Origin of the sequence: Massilia horti, assembly GCF_004614195.1 — a bacterium.
GTDB lineage: Bacteria > Pseudomonadota > Gammaproteobacteria > Burkholderiales > Burkholderiaceae_D > Telluria > Telluria horti.
Genome location: NZ_SPUM01000122.1, coordinates 1 through 15,789 on the forward strand (window position 1 = coordinate 1; position 15,789 = coordinate 15,789).

Sequence of the window (15,789 nt, forward strand, 5' to 3'; positions counted from 1 at the left end):
CGCCAGCCGCGCCAGAAATGTCTGCGGCCGCTCCGGCCAAGCCGGTGGATCAGGCAGCCCTTGCGCCAGTGGCCCTGGCGGACCTCGCGCCGGCGCATCTGCCGGCCGCCTCGCTGCCTTCCACCCCGGTCGACGACAGCGCCACCGTGCCGGCGCCCTCGGCAAAGGCCGGTCCGGCCCCTGCTTCGTTCGCGGCCGCCGAGCCGGCCGCCAAGGACGCAAGTGCCGCCGCCCCGGTTACGTCCCCGATCGCCAATACCGGCGCTCCCCAGGCGCAGCACTTGACGGCCGCGGCGCCGCTGCCGCCGGTGGCGGATACGGTCGCCCTGCCCGGCCCGCCGACAGCGTGGCGAGCGCCCCTGCACCAGGCGCTCGGCGAGCGCCTCCAATTGCAAGTAGGGAGCGGGATCGAGCAGGCCGTGATCCGCCTCGATCCGCCCAACCTGGGCCGGGTCGAGATCGCGATCCGCCATGCTAGCGGCTCGCTCGAGGTGACGCTGACGGCCACCCATAACGAAGTGCTGCGCGAACTGCGCACGGTCAGCGAGGCACTGCGCGGGGACCTGGCGCAGCGCCAGTACCTTGACGTCGCGGTCACCGTCGCCCCGGCTCCGCGCCAGGCCGCGGCCGGCGCCTTCGCGGGCGAGCAGCACGGACGCGGCCGCCAGGGCGGGCATGAGCAGGACGATTCGCAACCCGGCCTGGCGCTGGCCGAGGCGGATGGCGCGGCATCGGCGTTTTCACTGAATGGACGCGAATAAGGAACACATGAACAGCAAAACCAAGATGATCTTTGGCATGGCCGCGGTCGCGCTGGTCAGCGCCGCTGCCGCCGGCGGCGCGGCGTGGTGGTATGCCGCGCCCAAGACAGCGGGCGCCCCTGAGCCGAAAAAAGCCGCGGTCGAGAAAAAAAAGCCGACCAAGTACGTCACGCTGGACAAGGTGATCGTGATGCTGCGCCGCGCGCCGGGCGAGAGCGAGGCCCATTACCTGGCAATCGACCTGGTGCTGGCCACCAGCGAAGAGAAGGACAAGCAGACCAAGGAGCACCTGCCGCTGCTGCGCAGCATCGTGGTGGGCGCGCTGTCCGGCTACACCCTGCCGGTCGCGTCCAGCATGACCGTGGAACAGTACGCCGACCATCTGAACAAGACCTTCAACGCCAGTTATGCCAAGGAGCAGCTCGACAAGCCGTTCTCCGAAGTCATGATCGGCAAACTGATCATCGAATGACCTCACCCGTGGGGAAACCGTGGCCTATCTAGCCGATTACGCCGACACCGGTTGCGCCAGCGAATACGACGCCAGCGCCGCCGCCAGCACGATGAGCCCGCGCGAGGAGCAGCGCCATCTGCTGGCGTGGGCGCCGCTGGTCAAGCGCATCGCGCGCCAGCTCAACGCCCAGGTCTCGGGCGCGATCGCGCGCGAGGACATGGAGCAGATCGGCCTGATGGGATTGCTCGAGGCGCTGCGCCGCTACGGCGCCCCCGACGACGGTTTCGCCAGCTTCGCCGCGCTGCGGGTGCGCGGCGCGATCCTGGACGAGCTGCGGCGCCAGGACTGGCGCCCGCGCGCGGTGCGCCAGGAAAGCCATCGCCTGCGCGACGAACTGCGCGCGCTCACGCGCCGCCTGGGGCGCGAGCCGAGCGCGCAGGAAGCGGCCGCGGCGCTGGACATGAGCCAGGACGAGTTCCACCAGTTCCAGCTCGACGACTGCGCCGAGGAGCTGCTCAGCTTTGACGAGGTGCTGCAGGAAGCGGCCGGACAGGCGCATGCGGGGCCCGGCCCGGAAGAGCAGCTGCTGGTGCGCCGCAGCCTGGAGCAGGCGCTGGCCAGCCTGTCCGAGCGCGAGCAGCGCGTGATCCAGATGATTTATGAATTCGAGCTCTCGTACAAGGAAATCGCCGCGGTGCTGGACCTGTCCGACGCCCGCGTCTGCCAGCTCAACAAGAGCGCGCTGGCGAAAATGAAGGCCGCGCTGCAGGCGCACTAGAACCAACAACAACTGAACAAGGACACCTGAAAGGCAGCCTATCATGCAGCAAATTTTCGGTATTTTCATCGTGCTTGGCGCCGTGTTCGGCGGCTACGCCATCATGGGCGGCACCATCGGCGTCATCTGGCAGCCGATCGAGCTGCTCATCATCGCCGGTGCCGCCATCGGCGCCCTGGTGCTGGGCAACTCCAAGCACGTGCTGGTCGAGATGATGCACCAGCTCAAAAAGATCATCTTCCGCAAGAAGCACGACTCGGAATTCCAGCGCCAGCTGCTGCTCCTGATGTACGAGCTGCTGCAGACCGCCGCCGGTGGCCTGAAGGCGCTCGACGCCCACGTCGAGGCGCCGCGCGAGTCGCCGATGTTCCAGCGCTATCCGCGCATCCTGGAAGAACCCAAGCTGCTGGCCTTCATCGTCGACAACTTCCGCCTGATGGCGATGGGCAAGATCAACGCCCACGAGCTGGAAGGCGTGCTGGAGCAGGAACTGGACGCGATCCACGAGGAACTGATGACGCCGTCCAAGTCGCTGCACAAGATCGCCGAGGCCATGCCGGGCTTCGGCATCCTGGCCGCGGTGCTTGGCATCGTGCTCACGATGCACTCGGTGGCCGACGGCGCCGACGCGGGCGAAATTTCCGAGCACGTGGGCGCGGCGATGGTGGGTACCTTCATCGGTATCTTCTTTTGCTACGGCGTGCTCGACCCGATCAGCAACATGATGAAGCAGCTGGTCAGCTCCGAGGCCTCGACGCTGGAGACGGTCAAGGTGGTGCTGTGCACCCACGTGGCCGGCAAGCCGGCGCTGCTGGCGATCGACGCCGGCCGCCGCCTGATCCAGCTGAACACCAAGCCCAGCTTCGCCCAGCTCGAGGCCTGGATCAACGCCATGGGTGGCGAAGACGAGTCGCAGAACATGCGCCGCCGCTCCAGCGACCGGATGACGGGGTAACGCGTGTCCAAGCTGAACGAAAAGCACCAGGAAACCATCGTCAAGCGCGGCGGCGGACGCCACGGTGAAGATGACCACGGTGGCGCCTGGAAGGTCGCCTTCGCCGACTTCTGCCTGGCGCTGATGGCGCTGTTCCTGGTGCTGTGGCTGATGGCCGCGCGCCAGCAGCAGGCGCTGGCCAACATCGTGAAAGATGCCACCAACGGCATGCTGCAGGGCCCGGGCAGCAAGCCGGAGGTTGCGCCCAGCCAGAAGGGCAGCCTGATCGAGCGCTTCCAGCTGCCGGTCCACGGCGACGGCCCGGGCAAGGGCAACGGCGCCGGCAACGGCCCGGGCGGCTCGCGCGCCTACGAGACCCCGGCCGACCTGGCCGAGCTATCCAAGGCGCTGGCCGCGATGAGCGCCGATCAGGGCCTGGCGGCGAACCTGGACGCCGTGATCACCCCGTCGGGCCTGCGGGTGATGATGCACGATACCGACAAACAGGGCATGTTCCTGCGCGGCAGCCCGCTGCCGACCCCGCGCTTTGCGCGCCTGCTCAAGCAAATGGGGCCGCTGTTCGCCCAGATGCAGAACCAGATGCTGATCGTCGGCCACACCGATTCGGTGCAATTTTCCGACACCCGCACCACCGCCTTCTCCAACTGGCAGCTCTCGACCCAGCGCGCGATGGCCGCGCGCGCCGAACTGCTCGGCGGCGGCATGCGCCAGGAAAGCGTGCTGCAGGTGGTGGGCATGGCCGACGGCGCACCGCTCGAGCCGGCTGACACCACCGCCAGCGTCAACCGCCGCATCGAGCTCTTGATCCTGACCCGCGCCCAGGCCGCCAGCGTGGCCGCGATGTTCGGCAAGCCCGGCGCCGGCAAGCGCGAAGTGTCGACCGGCACGCCGGAGGCGCCCGAACTGCAACAGCTGCGCAGCCAACTGGCGAATTAACCATGACGATTCAATCGAAAACCCGAGGAACCCGCATGAAGATCACCGGTGCGAGCACCCCTTCCGTCACCTTGAGCCCGCAAGGCCCGGCTGCGCCGGCTGCGGCCACTAGCGCGCAGCCGCAAGATGCGCCGCTGCAGTCCGAGGTGCTGCAGCCGGCCAAGCAGGCGCTGGCTGCGATGCCCGATTTCGACGCGGCGCGCGTGGCCGAACTGCGCGACGCGCTGGCCCGCGGCGAGCTGCCGTTCGACCCCGCGCGCCTGGCCGGCCTGATCGAACGCTTCCACGGGAGCGGACGATGACGCGCATGACGCGTGGGCAGGCCAACGCGGCGCTGGTCGACGGCGTGCGCACCGACCTGGCCGCCTGCGCCGAGATCCGCGCGCTGCTCGAGCGCCAGTTCGAGGCCGCGCTGCGCCACCAGAGCGCGCTGCTGACTGAACTTGCCGCCGAGCTTGCCCCGTTGCTGGACGCGATGGAAGCGCGCCGCCAGCAGCGCGTGACGCTGGTGCGCGCCCTGTTCGGCCCGGAAGGCCAGATGGGCCAATTCATCGCCGCCCTGGCCGAGCCGGTGCGCGGCAAGCTGGCAGCGGACTGGCAACAGCTCGAGGACCTGGTGCGCGACTGCAAGACCGCGACCATTCGCAACGGCAACCTGCTGGCCGAACAGTTTTCGGTGATGCAGCGCGTGCTGCACGGTGAGGAGGAGACTTATGCGCCACGCTGATTGGTCGACCGCCCCCTTGACCCCGACCGCGCCGACCGCGCCCACCAGCCCCACCGCGCCGCTGGGCGGCGGCAGCGGCTTTGGCGGTGTATTCCGCCAGGTGCAGGACGAAGTGACGGAAATGATCCGCAACGGCGATGCCGGCGCCGCACCGCGCCTGACGGCCGAAGGCAGCGTCTGGCGCGCGCGGGCCGAGGCCGCACCCGGCGTCTCCCTGCCGGGTGTCTCCACGCCCGAACAACAGGCCTTCCTGGACAGCATTGCGCCGTGGGCGCGCGAGGCGGGCGAAAAGCTCGGCGTGGCGCCGGAACTGGTGTCGGCCCACGCCGCGCTCGAATCGGGCTGGGGCCAGCGGCCGCTGCGCACCGCTAGCGGCGCCAGCAGCCACAACCTGTTCGGCATCAAGGCCAGCGCCGACTGGCCGGGAGCCGTCAGCGAATCGGCCACCACCGAGTACCTGCACGGCGAGGCGCTGCGCACCAGCGCGCGCTTTCGCGCCTATCCGGACCAGGCCAGCGCGTTTCGCGACTACGCCGACCTGCTGCTGTCGAACCCGCGCTTTCGCGGCGCGCTCGGCGCGGGCAGCGACGCACACGCGTTCGCCCAGGGGCTGGCGCGCGGCGGCTACGCGACCGATCCGGGCTATGCCGACAAGCTGGCGCGCGTGGCCGGCCGGCTCAAGGGAATCAGCGGATGACCGCGGCCTCGAGCGGCTCGACGGTGCCAACCCCGGTCACGCGCATGCGCACGACCTGGCCGCTGGCGTTGTTCTTCACCCGCACGGTCGCCCCGCGCCCGCCCGCGTCGAGCGCTTCGCCGCTGGTGCTGACCTCGATGCCCTCGCGCCGCGCCAGCATCACCACCTGCTCGCCGCGCTTGACCAGGATCGGCGCGGCCAGCTGGCTGCTGCGCAAGATGTCGCCTGCGCGCAACACCCGGCGGCTGCTCTGGCCGGCCGCCAGCGACGCGTCGCCGACCGGGTCTGGCACGTTGGTGATGTCGCGCCGCTCCAAAGCGATGGCGTCATTGGTCAAGGGCTCGTTGGCCGCCACCGGGACCAATGCCACCGCCACCAGTGCCGACACCTTGGCCCGCACCAGGTATTCGTACCGCCAGCCGCCCGGGTCCGGGCAGCGCGCCACGAAGCGCATGCGCGCGCTCTGGCGCGTATCGAGCGCCTCGACCGTCACCGGCTGCGCGCACGGCGGCGCCGGGCGGGCCGCGACGACGTCCAGCTCGAACCGCGGTTCGGAGAGGCCGGCCGAGGCCAGTTGCCGCTCCAGCTGGGCACGCGCGGCATGCTCGATCTGGCTGGAGATAGGTTGAGCGGCATCAGCAACCGTTGCAAATGCGAGGTAGACCAGAAAAACAATGGTTGCCTTATGGAAAGAATTCATTAGACAATAGCAGCCTGGAAAAAGTCCCATTTTAACGAATTCAGGCTGCAGTTCACCGAGGAAAGGTTTCGACCGATGACGATCAACTTCAAAGACGCCCTGGGCGTGCACCCGGAAGCGCTGTCCCTGCGCGCCGAGCGCACGCGCGTGCTGGCCGCCAACATCGCCAACGAAAGCACGCCCGGCTACACCGCACGCGACTTGGACTTCGGCGCCATGCTGCAGCAGCGCATCGACAGCGAGACCGGCGAGCTGCCCATGCTCGGCGACGGCGCGCCGCTGTACCGCGTGCCCTACCACCCGAGCGCCGACGGCAACACGGTCGAGATCGGCGTCGAGCAGGCTGCGTTCTCGCAGAACGCATCCGACTTCCAGACCAGCCTGACCTTTATCAACATGCAACTACGTGGCCTGGCTAAGGCCATCAACGGACAATAACCATGGGTTTCAAGGACATTTCCCAAATTGCCGGTTCGGCGATGGCGGCACAGTCGGTGCGCCTGAACACGGTCGCCAGCAACCTGGCCAACGCGCACACCGTGGCCGGCTCCGAAGGCGAGACCTATCGCGCAAGGAAGCCCGTGTTCTCGGCCCTGATGGACAACAGCGCGGGCGGCCGCGTGCAAGTGCTCGACGTGGTCGAGAGCGCCGAACCGCTGCGCCGCGCCTACGAGCCGGACAACCCGCTGGCCAACGCCGAGGGCATGGTGTACTACCCGAACGTGAACGAGGTGGCCGAGATGACCGACATGATGGCCGCCTCGCGCGCCTTCGAGACCAATGTCGAGGTGCTCGGCCGCCTCAAGAACATGCAGCAGTCGCTGCTGAAACTGGGCGAGGGCTGATCCGATGATGACCAATTCATTCGGCCTGCCGGCGACAAGCGCAGGCGCCGCCGCCAGCGACAAGGTGGGAAGCAGCCCCGTCAGCGAAACCCGCGACATGTTCACCAAGCTGCTGGTCGCGCAGATCCGCAACCAGGACCCGCTCTCGCCGTCCGACCCGAGCCAGTTCGTCAACCAGCTCGCGCAGCTGTCCCAGACCGAGTCCCTGCAGGGCCTGGCGCAGACGCAAAGCGCCAGCGCCTCGCTGCTGCAGAACCTGCAGGTGCTGGCGATGGGCGCCCAGGTCGGAAGCGACATCACGGTCGCCACCGGCAGCGTGCGCGTCGGCGAACAGCCGATCGCGGGCACCGTGCAGCTCACGGCCGGCAGCAGCGCCACCACCCTCACCCTGACGGGGGCCGACGGCCAGGAGCACAAGCTGTCGCTGCCGGCCCACGGCGCGGGCACGCTGGCGTTCACGATCGACCCGGCTGCGCTGGGCCTGGCGCCCGGCAGCTACTCCATTTCGGCGCAGGCCGCGGACGGCACCCGTCCATCGGTCGAAGTGAACGGCCGCATCGAAAGCGTGCGCATGTCGGGTACCGGCGGCGTGGTGCTGCAGGTAGCGAATATCGGCGAGGTCGATCCCTCCGCCGTCACTGGTTTCAACGGCAAGGCGAGCACCCAGGTCGCCGCCCTTCCCTAACGAATACTGAAAGGATTTGACCATGAGTTTCGACATCGCTCTGTCCGGCATCAAGGCCATCAACAACCAGCTTGAAGCGGTCTCCAACAACATCGCCAACTCCGGCACCTACGGCTTCAAGAGCAGCCGCGCCAACTTCGCCTCGCTGTACGCGGGCACCTCCGCCAACGGCGTCGAGGTCGGCTCGATGACCCAGAACATCGGCATGAACGGCGCGATGCAGACCACCGGGCGCTCGATGGACGCGGCGATTACGGGCCGCGGCTTTTTCGTCACCCGCGACCAGACCGGCGTGATGACCTACACCCGCGTGGGCATCTTCAACGTCAACAAGGATGGCTACGTGGTCGACAGCGCCGGCCGCAATGTGCAGGGCTTCGGTGCGGCCAATGGCGGCGCGAGCGGCGTGATGGGTGACATCCGCGTTCCGACCGGCCAGATCCCGGCCGTGGCCAGCACCAAGCTGTCCTACGAGGGCAACCTGTCGGCCGACTGGAAGACGCCGCTTACCGCGTTCGACTCCAAAGACTCGACCAGCTACAACATGGCCAAGCAGTCGGTGGTCTACGATTCGCTCGGCGACAAGCACACGCTGACGCAGTACTTCGTCAAGACCAACACCAACGAGGTCACCGTGTACTATGCCTTCGACGGCGCCGCGATCAAAGCCGGAAGCACGCCGGCCCCGGACCAGCAAACGCTCACCTTCAACAACGTCGGCCAGCTGCCGCCGGTGCCGCCGTCGCCCGCGCTCTCGTTCACGCCGGCCAACGGCGCGGCCGCGCTGACCGTCAGCATCGACTACAGCGGCACCACCCAGTTCGCTGGCGAAGCCACCACCACCACCAACAACACCGACGGCTATGCCTCGGGCGTGTTTGTCGGCGTCGAGGTCGCGCCGGACGGCTCGGTGATCGCCAAGTACAGCAACGAGCAGCAGCAGGCGATCGGCACCATCGCGATCGCGACCTTCCCCAACGAGGGCGCCCTGAGCTCGCTGTCCAACACCAGTTGGGCCGCCACCGTCGAATCCGGCACGCCCCTGTACGATGCGCCGGGCAAGGGCCTGAACGGCAAGCTGTCGACCGGCACCCTGGAAGGTTCGAACGTCGACATCACCAGCGAACTGGTGGGCCTGATGACCTCGCAGCGCAACTACCAGGCCAACTCCAAGGTCATCTCGACCGAGAACCAGATGATGCAAGCGCTGATGCAGGCGATGTAACGATGGACAAGCTGATCTACACCGCGCTGTCGGGCGCCGAGCACACGCTGCGCGCCCAGCAGGTCCACGCGAACAACCTGGCCAACATGGAGACCGCGGGTTTCCGCGCGAACCTCGAGCTGGCCTCGAGCCAGGCGCTGGGCGGCTACGGCTACGACGACGTGCATCTGGCGCGCACGCAGGCCGACGGCATCGCGACCCGCGCGGGCAGCGTGCGCGAGACCGGCCGCCCGCTCGACGTGGCGCTGAACGGCAACGGTTACCTGGCGCTGCAGTATGGCAACGGCGAGGCCTACACCCGCGCCGGCGCGATCGACATCGACGCCAACGGCGCGCTGACGGTGCACGGCCACCCGCTGCTGGGCGAAGGCGGCCCGATCGTGCTGCCGCAGCACACCGCGGTGGAGATCGCGACCGATGGAACGATCTCGATCCAGGCGCCGGGCGCCACCCTGATGCAGGTGGTGGACCGCCTGCGCATGGTGGGCGGCACCGCGTCCGAACTGACCAAGAACGAAGCCGGCCTGGTCGTCAGCCGCAGCGGCGACCCGCTGCCGCTTGATCCCGACCTGACCGTGCGCGCGCGCGCCCTCGAGGGCAGCAACGTGTCGGCGGTGGAAGAGATGGTCGCCACCATGACCCTGAACCGCAGCTTCGAAATCCAGATGAAGCTGCTCAAGGCAAGTGACAGCATGAACGAGGTAGGCAACCGCCTGCTCGGCGGCGCTTGACGCCAATTACCAGGAGAGAATCATGAATCCAGCAATGTGGATCAGCAAGACCGGCGTGCAGGCGCAGGACGCCAAGCTGCAGGCGATCGCCAACAACCTGGCCAACGTGAACACGGTCGGCTTCAAGCGCGACCGCGTCGTGTTCGAGGACCTGTTCTACCAGGTCGACCAGCACCCCGGCGCGCAGAGCGCGGACAACACGGTGTCCAACGGTGTGCAGCTGGGTAACGGCACGCGCCTGCTCGGCACCCAGAAGGTTTTCACCAACGGCAACATCCAGACCACCAGCCAGGCGCTCGACGTGGCGATCGTCGGCAACGGCTTCCTGCAGGTGCGCCGCCCGAACGGCGAACCGGCCTTCACCCGCGCCGGCCAGCTGCAGGTCGACGCCAACGGTACCCTGGTCAACGCCCAGGGCCTGCCGCTGGTACCGCAGATCACGGTGCCCAACAACGCGACCGGCATCACGATCGGCGAAAACGGCATGGTCTCGGCGATCATCCCCAACTCCACCACGCCGTCCGAACTGGGCCAGCTGACCGTCACCACCTTCGTCAACCCGACCGGCCTCTTGGCACTGGGCGAGAACCTGTTCCAGGAAACGGTGGCCTCGGGCACCCCGAACGAGGGCAAGCCAGGCGACGGCGGCTTCGGCAAGCTCAAGCAGGGCGCGCTGGAAGGCTCGAACGTGCAGGTGGTCGAAGAGATGGTCGACATGATCGCGGCCCAGCGCACCTACGAGATGAACACCAAGGTGCTGTCGGCCGCCGACAACATGCTGCAGTACCTGGCCCAGGCGGCACGCTGATGAAGCTGTTCGCCGCCGCGCTCGCGCTGCTGCTGGTCTCTGGCTGCGCCTCGCGCGCGCCCGCCAACCGGCTCGCCGAGGATGACCAGCTGCCCGCGCCGCGCCCCGTCAGCCGCGGCGTGTCCGGCGGCGTGTTCTCGGCCGACACCGTGTCGCTGACCTCGGACGCGCGCGCGTTTCGCGTCGGCGACGTGGTCACCGTGCTGCTGCAGGAGACCACCCAGGCCAGCAAGAAGGCCGGTACCAGTTTCAACAAAGGTTCGAGCGCCTCGATCGGCACGCTCGGTGTGCTCGGCCGTACCCTGCCCAAGAACGGCCCGCTGCTCGACGCCTCGGCCGACCGCGGCTTTTCCGGCGACTCCACCAGCACCCAGCAAAACGCGCTGTCCGGCGCGCTCACCGTGGTCGTCGAGGAAGTGCTGCCCAACGGGTTGCTGCGCGTGGCCGGCGAAAAGCGCCTGACCCTGAACCAGGGCGAGGAATTCCTGCGCCTGAAGGGCATCCTGCGCGCGGCCGACATCAACGCGGACAACCAGGTGTCGTCGCTGCGCGTGGCCAACGCACGCATCGCCTACTCCGCGCAAGGCGCGCTGGCCGACGCCAACGCGCCGGGCTGGCTGACGCGCTTTTTCGTCGGCCCGCTGATGCCGTTCTGAGGACCCGATAATGCGACCCCGCCCTACCTCCCCCTTCGTACGCCTGGCCTGCGCCGCGCTGCTGGCGCTGGCCATGGCGCCGGCGTTCGCCGCCCAGGCGCTGCGCAACCTGGTCTCGGTCGAAGGCGTGCGCGACAACCCGCTGGTCGGCTACGGCCTGGTCGTCGGCTTAAATGGCAGCGGCGACTCGACCCAGGTCAAGTTCGCCAGCCAGTCGGTGATCAACATGCTCAAGCAGTTCGGCGTCAAGCTGCCGGACGGCCAGGACGCCAAGAACAAGAACGTGGCCGCGGTCATGGTCTCGGCCGTGTTCCCGCCCGGCTACCGCCGCGGCCAGAGCATCGACGTGACCGTCTCCTCACTGGGCGACGCCAAGAGCCTGCGCGGCGGCACCCTGCTGCTCACCCAGCTGCGCGCGGCCGACAACGAAATCTACGCCCTGGCCCAGGGCAACCTGGTGGTGGCCGGCCTGAACGCGAGCGGCAAGAGCGGCTCCTCGGTCACGGTCAACACCCCCACCTCCGGCCGCATTCCGAACGGCGCCATGATCGAGCGCGAGATTCCGACCGATTTCTCGACCCGCCAGACAGTCGCGCTGCGCCTTCGCAACCCGAACTTCGAAACCGCGACCAACGTCGTGGAGGCGATCAACCGCCGCTTCGGCCCGGTCGCGACCACCCTAGACGGCACCAGCGTCGAGGTGCAGGCGCCAGCCAACCCGACCGAACGGGTGGCGTTCGTCGCCAAGCTCGAGAACCTGCCGGTCGAAGCCGGGGTCGAGGTGCCCAAGGTGGTGTTCAACTCGCGCACCGGCACCGTGGTCATCGCCGACGGCCTGCGGGTCAAGGCCGCCGCCGTCACCCACGGCGCGCTCAAGGTCGTGATCTCGGAAACCACCTCGGTCAGCCAGCCCGGCCCGCTCTCCAACGGCCAGACCACCTCCAGCCCGCAATCGAAGGTGTCGGTCGACCAGGGTTCGGGCCAGATGTTCAAGTGGCCGGCGGGAGCCAGGCTGCAGACCATCATCGACACGGTCAACAGCCTGGGCGCCTCGCCCGACGACATCATGGCGATCCTGCAGGCGCTCGACCAGGCCGGCGCGATCGAAGGCGAACTGGTGGTGATCTGATGCTCGACCAACTGAACCTCAACACCCCGGGCGGCCAGGCGGCAAGCGACGCCGAGCAGGTCGCACCAAGCGCCTCGGTGCCGGACCAGGCCTACGTGGCCAAGGCTACCCGCGCCGCCGTCGAATTCGAGAGCTTCTTCATCTCCCACATGCTGCGCCAGATGCGCTCGGCGACAAAGGAAATGGCGGGCGAGGACAGCGTGTTCAAGGACCGCGTCAACAGCGACATGCAGGACATGGCGGACCAGATGCTGGCCGGGCAGATCGCCGGCCAGCGCGCGTTCGGCATCGCCGATGCGATCCTGCGCCAGCTGTTGCCAGCGCCATTTAATAACTCGAAGTAGATGGTCGCCTTATAAAGTCGAACACCTCGAAGGACTCGCACCATGACCATCATTAACAACGCGCTCTCCGGCGCGCTGGCTGCCCAGGTGGCCCTGTCGGCGTCAAGCCAGAACATCGCCAACCTGCAGACCAAGGGCTACACGCGCCAGGCCGCGCTCCTGACGGCGGTCGGGCCGGATGCGGGCAAGCGCTCGGCCGGCAATGGCGTGCAGGCCAGCTCGCTGATCCGCTTTTCGGACGGCTACAAGAGCCAGCAGCTGTGGCGCGCCGCGTCCGACCTGGGCGCGCGCTCGCAGACCCAGCCCTACCTGACCCAGCTCGAACAGGTGATGGGCGACGAGACCTCCAACCTGTCCAGCGGCATCGACAAGTTCTTCCAGTCGCTCAACGCGCTGGCCGGCGTCGACCCCAGCTCGACCCCGCTGCGCCAGCAGGTGCTGACCGCGGCCGGCCAGATGGCCCAGCGCTTTAACAGCCTGGGCAACGTGTTCAACGGCCAGCTGCAGTCGGTGCACCAGCAAAGGGGCGCGATCGTCGACTCCGCCAACGCGGCGATCGCCACCATCGCGGCGCTGAACCTGAAGATTTCGCACGCCAACGCGACCGGCGACAGCATCTCGGCCCTGATCGACGCGCGCGACAACGCGATCGACGAGCTGGCCAGCAAGATGGCGCTCGAGGTCAGCGACCAGCCGGACGGCACCCGGAACGTGTCGCTCAAGACCGGGCAGTCGCTGGTGATCGGCGGCGTGGCCGGCCAGCTGACCGCCAAGGGAGGCCTGGGCAACCAGACGTTCGACCTCCAATTCGCCTCGACCTCGTTTGCGGTCGACGCGGCCTCGCTCGGCGGCCAGCTCGGCGGCCTTTCGACCTACGAACGCGACGTGCTGCTGCCCTTGCAGCAGGGCGTGGCCGACATCGCCGAAAAGCTCGCGGACAAGGTCAATACCGTACTGATGGCCGGCTCCAAGATGGACGGCACCCCGGGCAAGGCGCTGTTAGTGTTCAATCCCGGCGGCGGCAGCAACATGCTGCAGGTGGCGGCGCTCTTCCAGACTGACGACCTCGCGCTTTCCGCCGACGGCACCCCGGGCGACAGCGGCAACCTGCAAGCCCTGGTCGCGATCAAGGGCCAGTCGATCAACGTGACCAACCTGGGCAATGTACTGATCGGCGACGCCGACACCCAGCTGGTGGGCAGGCTCGGCGTGGACAGCCAGCTGAACCAGGCGGCGCTGGGGACCGCCGAGACGGTGCGCAGCCAGGCGATCCAGGACTGGCAGGCCACCAGCGGCGTGAACCAGGACGAGGAAGCGGTCAACCTGGTCGAGTACCAGAAGATGTACCAGGCAAACATGAAAGTGGTCGCAGTCGCCATGGCGCTGTTCGACGCCACGCTGCAGATAATGTAATGGTTTAAAGGAACGCCATGCGGATCGCCACCAGCCAGTACCAAGCCACGACCACCCAGTCGCTCCAGCGCAACCAGGTGCAAATCAGCCGCCTGACCCAGCAGATGGCCTCCGGCCAGCGCATCATGGTGCCCTCGGACGACCCGGTCGACAACGTGCGCCTGTCGCGCCTGCGGCGCGAGGAATCCACGATCACCCAGTACCGCGCCAACATCGCCGCGGTCAAGGAGCGCCTGTCCAAGAACGAAGGCTACCTGACCAACATGGTCAACGACATCACGTCGGGGCACGACCTGCTGGTCTGGGCCGCCGATGGCAGCAATACGCCGGACGACCTGGCGGCGATGATCACGCCGCTGCAGTCGCTGCGCGACAGCCTGCTATACGCCGCCAATACGAAAGACCAGGAAGGCCGCTACATCTTCTCGGGCACCCTGACCACGACCGAGGCGATCGCATTTGACCCGACCGCCACGATCGGCTCACGCTACACCTACGCGGGCAATACCAATAGCCAGCAGGTCATCGTCGGCAACGGCGTCACCCAGGCCGGCAACCAGAACGTCAAGGGCCTGGAGCAGCTGCTGAACCAGATCGACGCGACCATCGAGGCGCTGTCCAAGCCCGGCGTGACGGCCAACGATCCTGACGTGCGTGCGGTTCTGACGGCCAACCTCGACGGCTTCGACAGCGCGCTCACTCTGGTGTCGGGCAAGATCGCCGTGCTCGGCGGCTCGCAGAACATCCTGACCACGCTCGACGCCAACCACTCCATCGTCAGCCTGTCCAACCAGATCGCGATCACCGAGATCGGCCAGCTCGACATGGGCCAGGCGGCGATTGACCTGAACGGCTATTCGGTCGCGCTGCAGGCCACCTACAAAGCCTACGCCCGCATCGGCGAAATGTCCCTGTTCTCGGTCCTCTGATGGCGATGGAGACGACAATCCGCGCCACCCCTCCAGCCGTCGGCGGCGTCGCCGGCACCCGCACCCCGAGCGCGCAGCGCCCCGGCCAGCCGGACGCGCAGTCGCGTCCGGGCCGCATCGAACAGGCCAGCGCTAGTGGTCGCAGCCCGGCGCCTCTCAAGCGCGGCATCAGCGGCTACGGCACCAGCACGCAAGACGACGTGGCGCGCGCGCAGCAGGCACTCGACTACCTCGACCGCGTCTCCAGCCAGCTCGAAATGCTCAAGGGCCAGCTGGCAGCCAAGCTGTCCGGGGCACGCGGCGACGAACAGCAACTCGAAGCGCGCGTACGCCAGCTCGCCGCCAGCCTCGCCGAGCGCCGCAAGAGCGGCGGCGTCGACGCGCGGCTGAACTTCAACGGCAAACCGGCCACCCAGCGCTTTCGCATTCGCGGCCTGGACATCGCCACGCTGCAGGCCCAGGGCGAGCAATCGCTGGCGTTCTCGATCGGCGGCGCGGGCGGCCCGCAGCTGTCGGCGAAACTCGAGCCCGGCATGACGCGCAAGGAGATCGCGCAGCGCCTCGATCGCACGCTGGCGCCGCTGAAGGTGCATGCCGAACTGGACGAACAAGGCCAGCTGGTGTTTTCGACCGACGAGACCACCTACGCGGCGGTGAAGGACAGCATCGCGGTATCCGGGCGCGGCCGCGTCCAGACCGAGGCGCTCTCGCCCGAGCCCGACCCGCAACAGTGGGACACTGGCGAAGCCGACGCGCTGCGCCAGAGCCTGCGCGAAGTGGTGCAGGCGCTGGCACGCGTGCGCCGCTCGCAGGAATCGGCGCGCGCCGCGCTCGACCAGGCCACCGCCCGCGCGGCCCAGGCCGGCGCTGCCGCCGACGCCGCCGAAGCCGCGAAAATGGCGGACGATTTCATCAGCACCGCGGCCAGCCCAAACTACGAATCGCTGCTGGCGATCACCTCGGCGCTGGTGGGCGTGAGCCGCGAACGCGTGCTCGCGCTACTCGGCCAGCACTAA

The 15,789-nt window shown here is 68.0% G+C and carries 21 protein-coding genes; 20 read left to right on the forward strand and 1 reads right to left on the reverse strand.

Translation table 11 applies throughout. From position 1 onward, the window contains the following. From E4O92_RS18155 to E4O92_RS18190, 8 genes are all read left to right on the forward strand, one after another. On the forward strand, positions 1 to 761 hold a 761-nt coding region (locus E4O92_RS18155), incomplete at its 5' end, for a flagellar hook-length control protein FliK (protein ID WP_206076903.1). Positions 762 to 768: 7 nt separating this feature from the next. After that, entirely contained in the window at positions 769 to 1,233 is a 465-nt protein-coding gene (locus E4O92_RS18160; protein WP_135191062.1) for a flagellar basal body-associated FliL family protein, read from the forward strand. A 19-nt stretch (positions 1,234 to 1,252) separates the two neighbouring features. After that, positions 1,253 to 1,993 carry a FliA/WhiG family RNA polymerase sigma factor gene (locus tag E4O92_RS18165; protein ID WP_370660017.1) on the forward strand — a complete coding sequence of 247 codons (741 nt, stop codon included), beginning with the start codon at positions 1,253 to 1,255 and terminating at the stop codon, positions 1,991 to 1,993. Between the two features lie 43 nt (positions 1,994 to 2,036). Further along, the gene (motA, locus tag E4O92_RS18170; RefSeq protein WP_135191063.1) at positions 2,037 to 2,948 is read left to right on the forward strand and encodes a flagellar motor stator protein MotA; all 912 of its coding nucleotides are present in this window, start codon (positions 2,037 to 2,039) and stop codon (positions 2,946 to 2,948) included. Positions 2,949 to 2,951: 3 nt separating this feature from the next. Continuing rightward, positions 2,952 to 3,884 carry a flagellar motor protein MotB gene (locus E4O92_RS18175; RefSeq protein ID WP_135191064.1) on the forward strand — a complete coding sequence of 311 codons (933 nt, stop codon included), beginning with the start codon at positions 2,952 to 2,954 and terminating at the stop codon, positions 3,882 to 3,884. Between the two features lie 35 nt (positions 3,885 to 3,919). Then, a complete protein-coding gene (flgM, locus tag E4O92_RS18180) occupies positions 3,920 to 4,186 on the forward strand; it encodes a flagellar biosynthesis anti-sigma factor FlgM (protein ID WP_229483502.1) in 267 nt (88 codons plus the stop codon). Beyond that, positions 4,183 to 4,611 (forward strand): flagellar export chaperone FlgN, encoded by a 429-nt coding sequence (gene flgN / locus E4O92_RS18185; RefSeq protein WP_135191066.1) that lies wholly within the window; start codon positions 4,183 to 4,185, stop codon positions 4,609 to 4,611. Before flgM ends, flgN begins: the two co-directional genes overlap by 4 nt. Next, positions 4,598 to 5,308, forward strand: coding sequence for a glycoside hydrolase family 73 protein (locus E4O92_RS18190; RefSeq protein WP_135191067.1), 711 nt, complete (start codon positions 4,598 to 4,600; stop codon positions 5,306 to 5,308). The genes flgN and E4O92_RS18190 overlap by 14 nt, the downstream gene beginning before the upstream one ends. Here E4O92_RS18190 and flgA read toward each other — a convergent pair. After that, positions 5,298 to 6,008, reverse strand: coding sequence for a flagellar basal body P-ring formation chaperone FlgA (gene flgA / locus E4O92_RS18195; protein WP_135191068.1), 711 nt, complete (start codon positions 6,006 to 6,008; stop codon positions 5,298 to 5,300). The two genes, E4O92_RS18190 and flgA, sit on opposite strands and share 11 nt — an antisense overlap. 75 nt (positions 6,009 to 6,083) lie before the next feature. Between flgA and flgB the strand changes: the two genes are divergently transcribed. Genes flgB through E4O92_RS18255 form a run of 12 tightly spaced genes read left to right on the forward strand, consistent with a single transcriptional unit; the run spans position 6,084 to position 15,789 of the window. After that, positions 6,084 to 6,446 (forward strand): flagellar basal body rod protein FlgB, encoded by a 363-nt coding sequence (flgB, locus tag E4O92_RS18200; protein ID WP_135191069.1) that lies wholly within the window; start codon positions 6,084 to 6,086, stop codon positions 6,444 to 6,446. Positions 6,447 to 6,448: 2 nt separating this feature from the next. Beyond that, positions 6,449 to 6,853: a flagellar basal body rod protein FlgC gene (gene flgC, locus E4O92_RS18205; protein ID WP_135191070.1), complete on the forward strand. Its 405-nt coding sequence runs from the start codon at positions 6,449 to 6,451 to the stop codon at positions 6,851 to 6,853. A 4-nt stretch (positions 6,854 to 6,857) separates the two neighbouring features. Further along, positions 6,858 to 7,538 carry a flagellar hook capping FlgD N-terminal domain-containing protein gene (locus E4O92_RS18210; protein WP_135191071.1) on the forward strand — a complete coding sequence of 227 codons (681 nt, stop codon included), beginning with the start codon at positions 6,858 to 6,860 and terminating at the stop codon, positions 7,536 to 7,538. A gap of 22 nt (positions 7,539 to 7,560) precedes the next feature. Then, positions 7,561 to 8,763 carry a flagellar hook protein FlgE gene (locus tag E4O92_RS18215; RefSeq protein WP_135191072.1) on the forward strand — a complete coding sequence of 401 codons (1,203 nt, stop codon included), beginning with the start codon at positions 7,561 to 7,563 and terminating at the stop codon, positions 8,761 to 8,763. A gap of 2 nt (positions 8,764 to 8,765) precedes the next feature. Continuing rightward, positions 8,766 to 9,494, forward strand: a complete 729-nt coding sequence (locus E4O92_RS18220; RefSeq protein WP_135191073.1) for a flagellar basal body rod protein FlgF — start codon at positions 8,766 to 8,768, stop codon at positions 9,492 to 9,494. A gap of 22 nt (positions 9,495 to 9,516) precedes the next feature. After that, the gene (flgG, locus tag E4O92_RS18225; protein WP_167759822.1) at positions 9,517 to 10,302 is read left to right on the forward strand and encodes a flagellar basal-body rod protein FlgG; all 786 of its coding nucleotides are present in this window, start codon (positions 9,517 to 9,519) and stop codon (positions 10,300 to 10,302) included. Further along, positions 10,302 to 10,958 carry a flagellar basal body L-ring protein FlgH gene (gene flgH, locus E4O92_RS18230; RefSeq protein WP_135191074.1) on the forward strand — a complete coding sequence of 219 codons (657 nt, stop codon included), beginning with the start codon at positions 10,302 to 10,304 and terminating at the stop codon, positions 10,956 to 10,958. Before flgG ends, flgH begins: the two co-directional genes overlap by 1 nt. A 10-nt stretch (positions 10,959 to 10,968) precedes the next feature. Further along, positions 10,969 to 12,087 (forward strand): flagellar basal body P-ring protein FlgI, encoded by a 1,119-nt coding sequence (locus tag E4O92_RS18235; RefSeq protein ID WP_135191075.1) that lies wholly within the window; start codon positions 10,969 to 10,971, stop codon positions 12,085 to 12,087. Continuing rightward, on the forward strand, positions 12,087 to 12,431 hold the full coding sequence (locus E4O92_RS18240; RefSeq protein ID WP_135191076.1) for a rod-binding protein: 345 nt from the start codon (positions 12,087 to 12,089) through the stop codon (positions 12,429 to 12,431). Before E4O92_RS18235 ends, E4O92_RS18240 begins: the two co-directional genes overlap by 1 nt. A gap of 42 nt (positions 12,432 to 12,473) precedes the next feature. Beyond that, on the forward strand, positions 12,474 to 13,844 hold the full coding sequence (gene flgK / locus E4O92_RS18245; protein ID WP_135191077.1) for a flagellar hook-associated protein FlgK: 1,371 nt from the start codon (positions 12,474 to 12,476) through the stop codon (positions 13,842 to 13,844). Positions 13,845 to 13,861: 17 nt separating this feature from the next. Then, positions 13,862 to 14,773: a flagellar hook-associated protein FlgL gene (gene flgL, locus E4O92_RS18250; protein ID WP_135191078.1), complete on the forward strand. Its 912-nt coding sequence runs from the start codon at positions 13,862 to 13,864 to the stop codon at positions 14,771 to 14,773. Positions 14,774 to 14,778: 5 nt separating this feature from the next. Next, entirely contained in the window at positions 14,779 to 15,789 is a 1,011-nt protein-coding gene (locus tag E4O92_RS18255) for a hypothetical protein (RefSeq protein ID WP_135191079.1), read from the forward strand.

Coding starts and splice junctions, on each gene's coding strand:
- motA (WP_135191063.1), top strand. CDS start 2,037: ATGCAGCAAATTTTCGGTATTTTCATCGTGCTTGGCGCCGTGTTCGGC.
- flgG (WP_167759822.1), top strand. CDS start 9,517: ATGAATCCAGCAATGTGGATCAGCAAGACCGGCGTGCAGGCGCAGGAC.
- E4O92_RS18240 (WP_135191076.1), top strand. CDS start 12,087: ATGCTCGACCAACTGAACCTCAACACCCCGGGCGGCCAGGCGGCAAGC.
- flgH (WP_135191074.1), top strand. CDS start 10,302: ATGAAGCTGTTCGCCGCCGCGCTCGCGCTGCTGCTGGTCTCTGGCTGC.
- E4O92_RS18160 (WP_135191062.1), top strand. CDS start 769: ATGAACAGCAAAACCAAGATGATCTTTGGCATGGCCGCGGTCGCGCTG.
- E4O92_RS18235 (WP_135191075.1), top strand. CDS start 10,969: ATGCGACCCCGCCCTACCTCCCCCTTCGTACGCCTGGCCTGCGCCGCG.
- E4O92_RS18215 (WP_135191072.1), top strand. CDS start 7,561: ATGAGTTTCGACATCGCTCTGTCCGGCATCAAGGCCATCAACAACCAG.
- flgA (WP_135191068.1), bottom strand. CDS start 6,008: ATGAATTCTTTCCATAAGGCAACCATTGTTTTTCTGGTCTACCTCGCA.
- E4O92_RS18255 (WP_135191079.1), top strand. CDS start 14,779: ATGGAGACGACAATCCGCGCCACCCCTCCAGCCGTCGGCGGCGTCGCC.
- E4O92_RS18220 (WP_135191073.1), top strand. CDS start 8,766: ATGGACAAGCTGATCTACACCGCGCTGTCGGGCGCCGAGCACACGCTG.
- E4O92_RS18190 (WP_135191067.1), top strand. CDS start 4,598: ATGCGCCACGCTGATTGGTCGACCGCCCCCTTGACCCCGACCGCGCCG.
- flgN (WP_135191066.1), top strand. CDS start 4,183: ATGACGCGCATGACGCGTGGGCAGGCCAACGCGGCGCTGGTCGACGGC.
- flgC (WP_135191070.1), top strand. CDS start 6,449: ATGGGTTTCAAGGACATTTCCCAAATTGCCGGTTCGGCGATGGCGGCA.
- flgM (WP_229483502.1), top strand. CDS start 3,920: ATGAAGATCACCGGTGCGAGCACCCCTTCCGTCACCTTGAGCCCGCAA.
- flgK (WP_135191077.1), top strand. CDS start 12,474: ATGACCATCATTAACAACGCGCTCTCCGGCGCGCTGGCTGCCCAGGTG.
- flgB (WP_135191069.1), top strand. CDS start 6,084: ATGACGATCAACTTCAAAGACGCCCTGGGCGTGCACCCGGAAGCGCTG.
- flgL (WP_135191078.1), top strand. CDS start 13,862: ATGCGGATCGCCACCAGCCAGTACCAAGCCACGACCACCCAGTCGCTC.
- E4O92_RS18210 (WP_135191071.1), top strand. CDS start 6,858: ATGATGACCAATTCATTCGGCCTGCCGGCGACAAGCGCAGGCGCCGCC.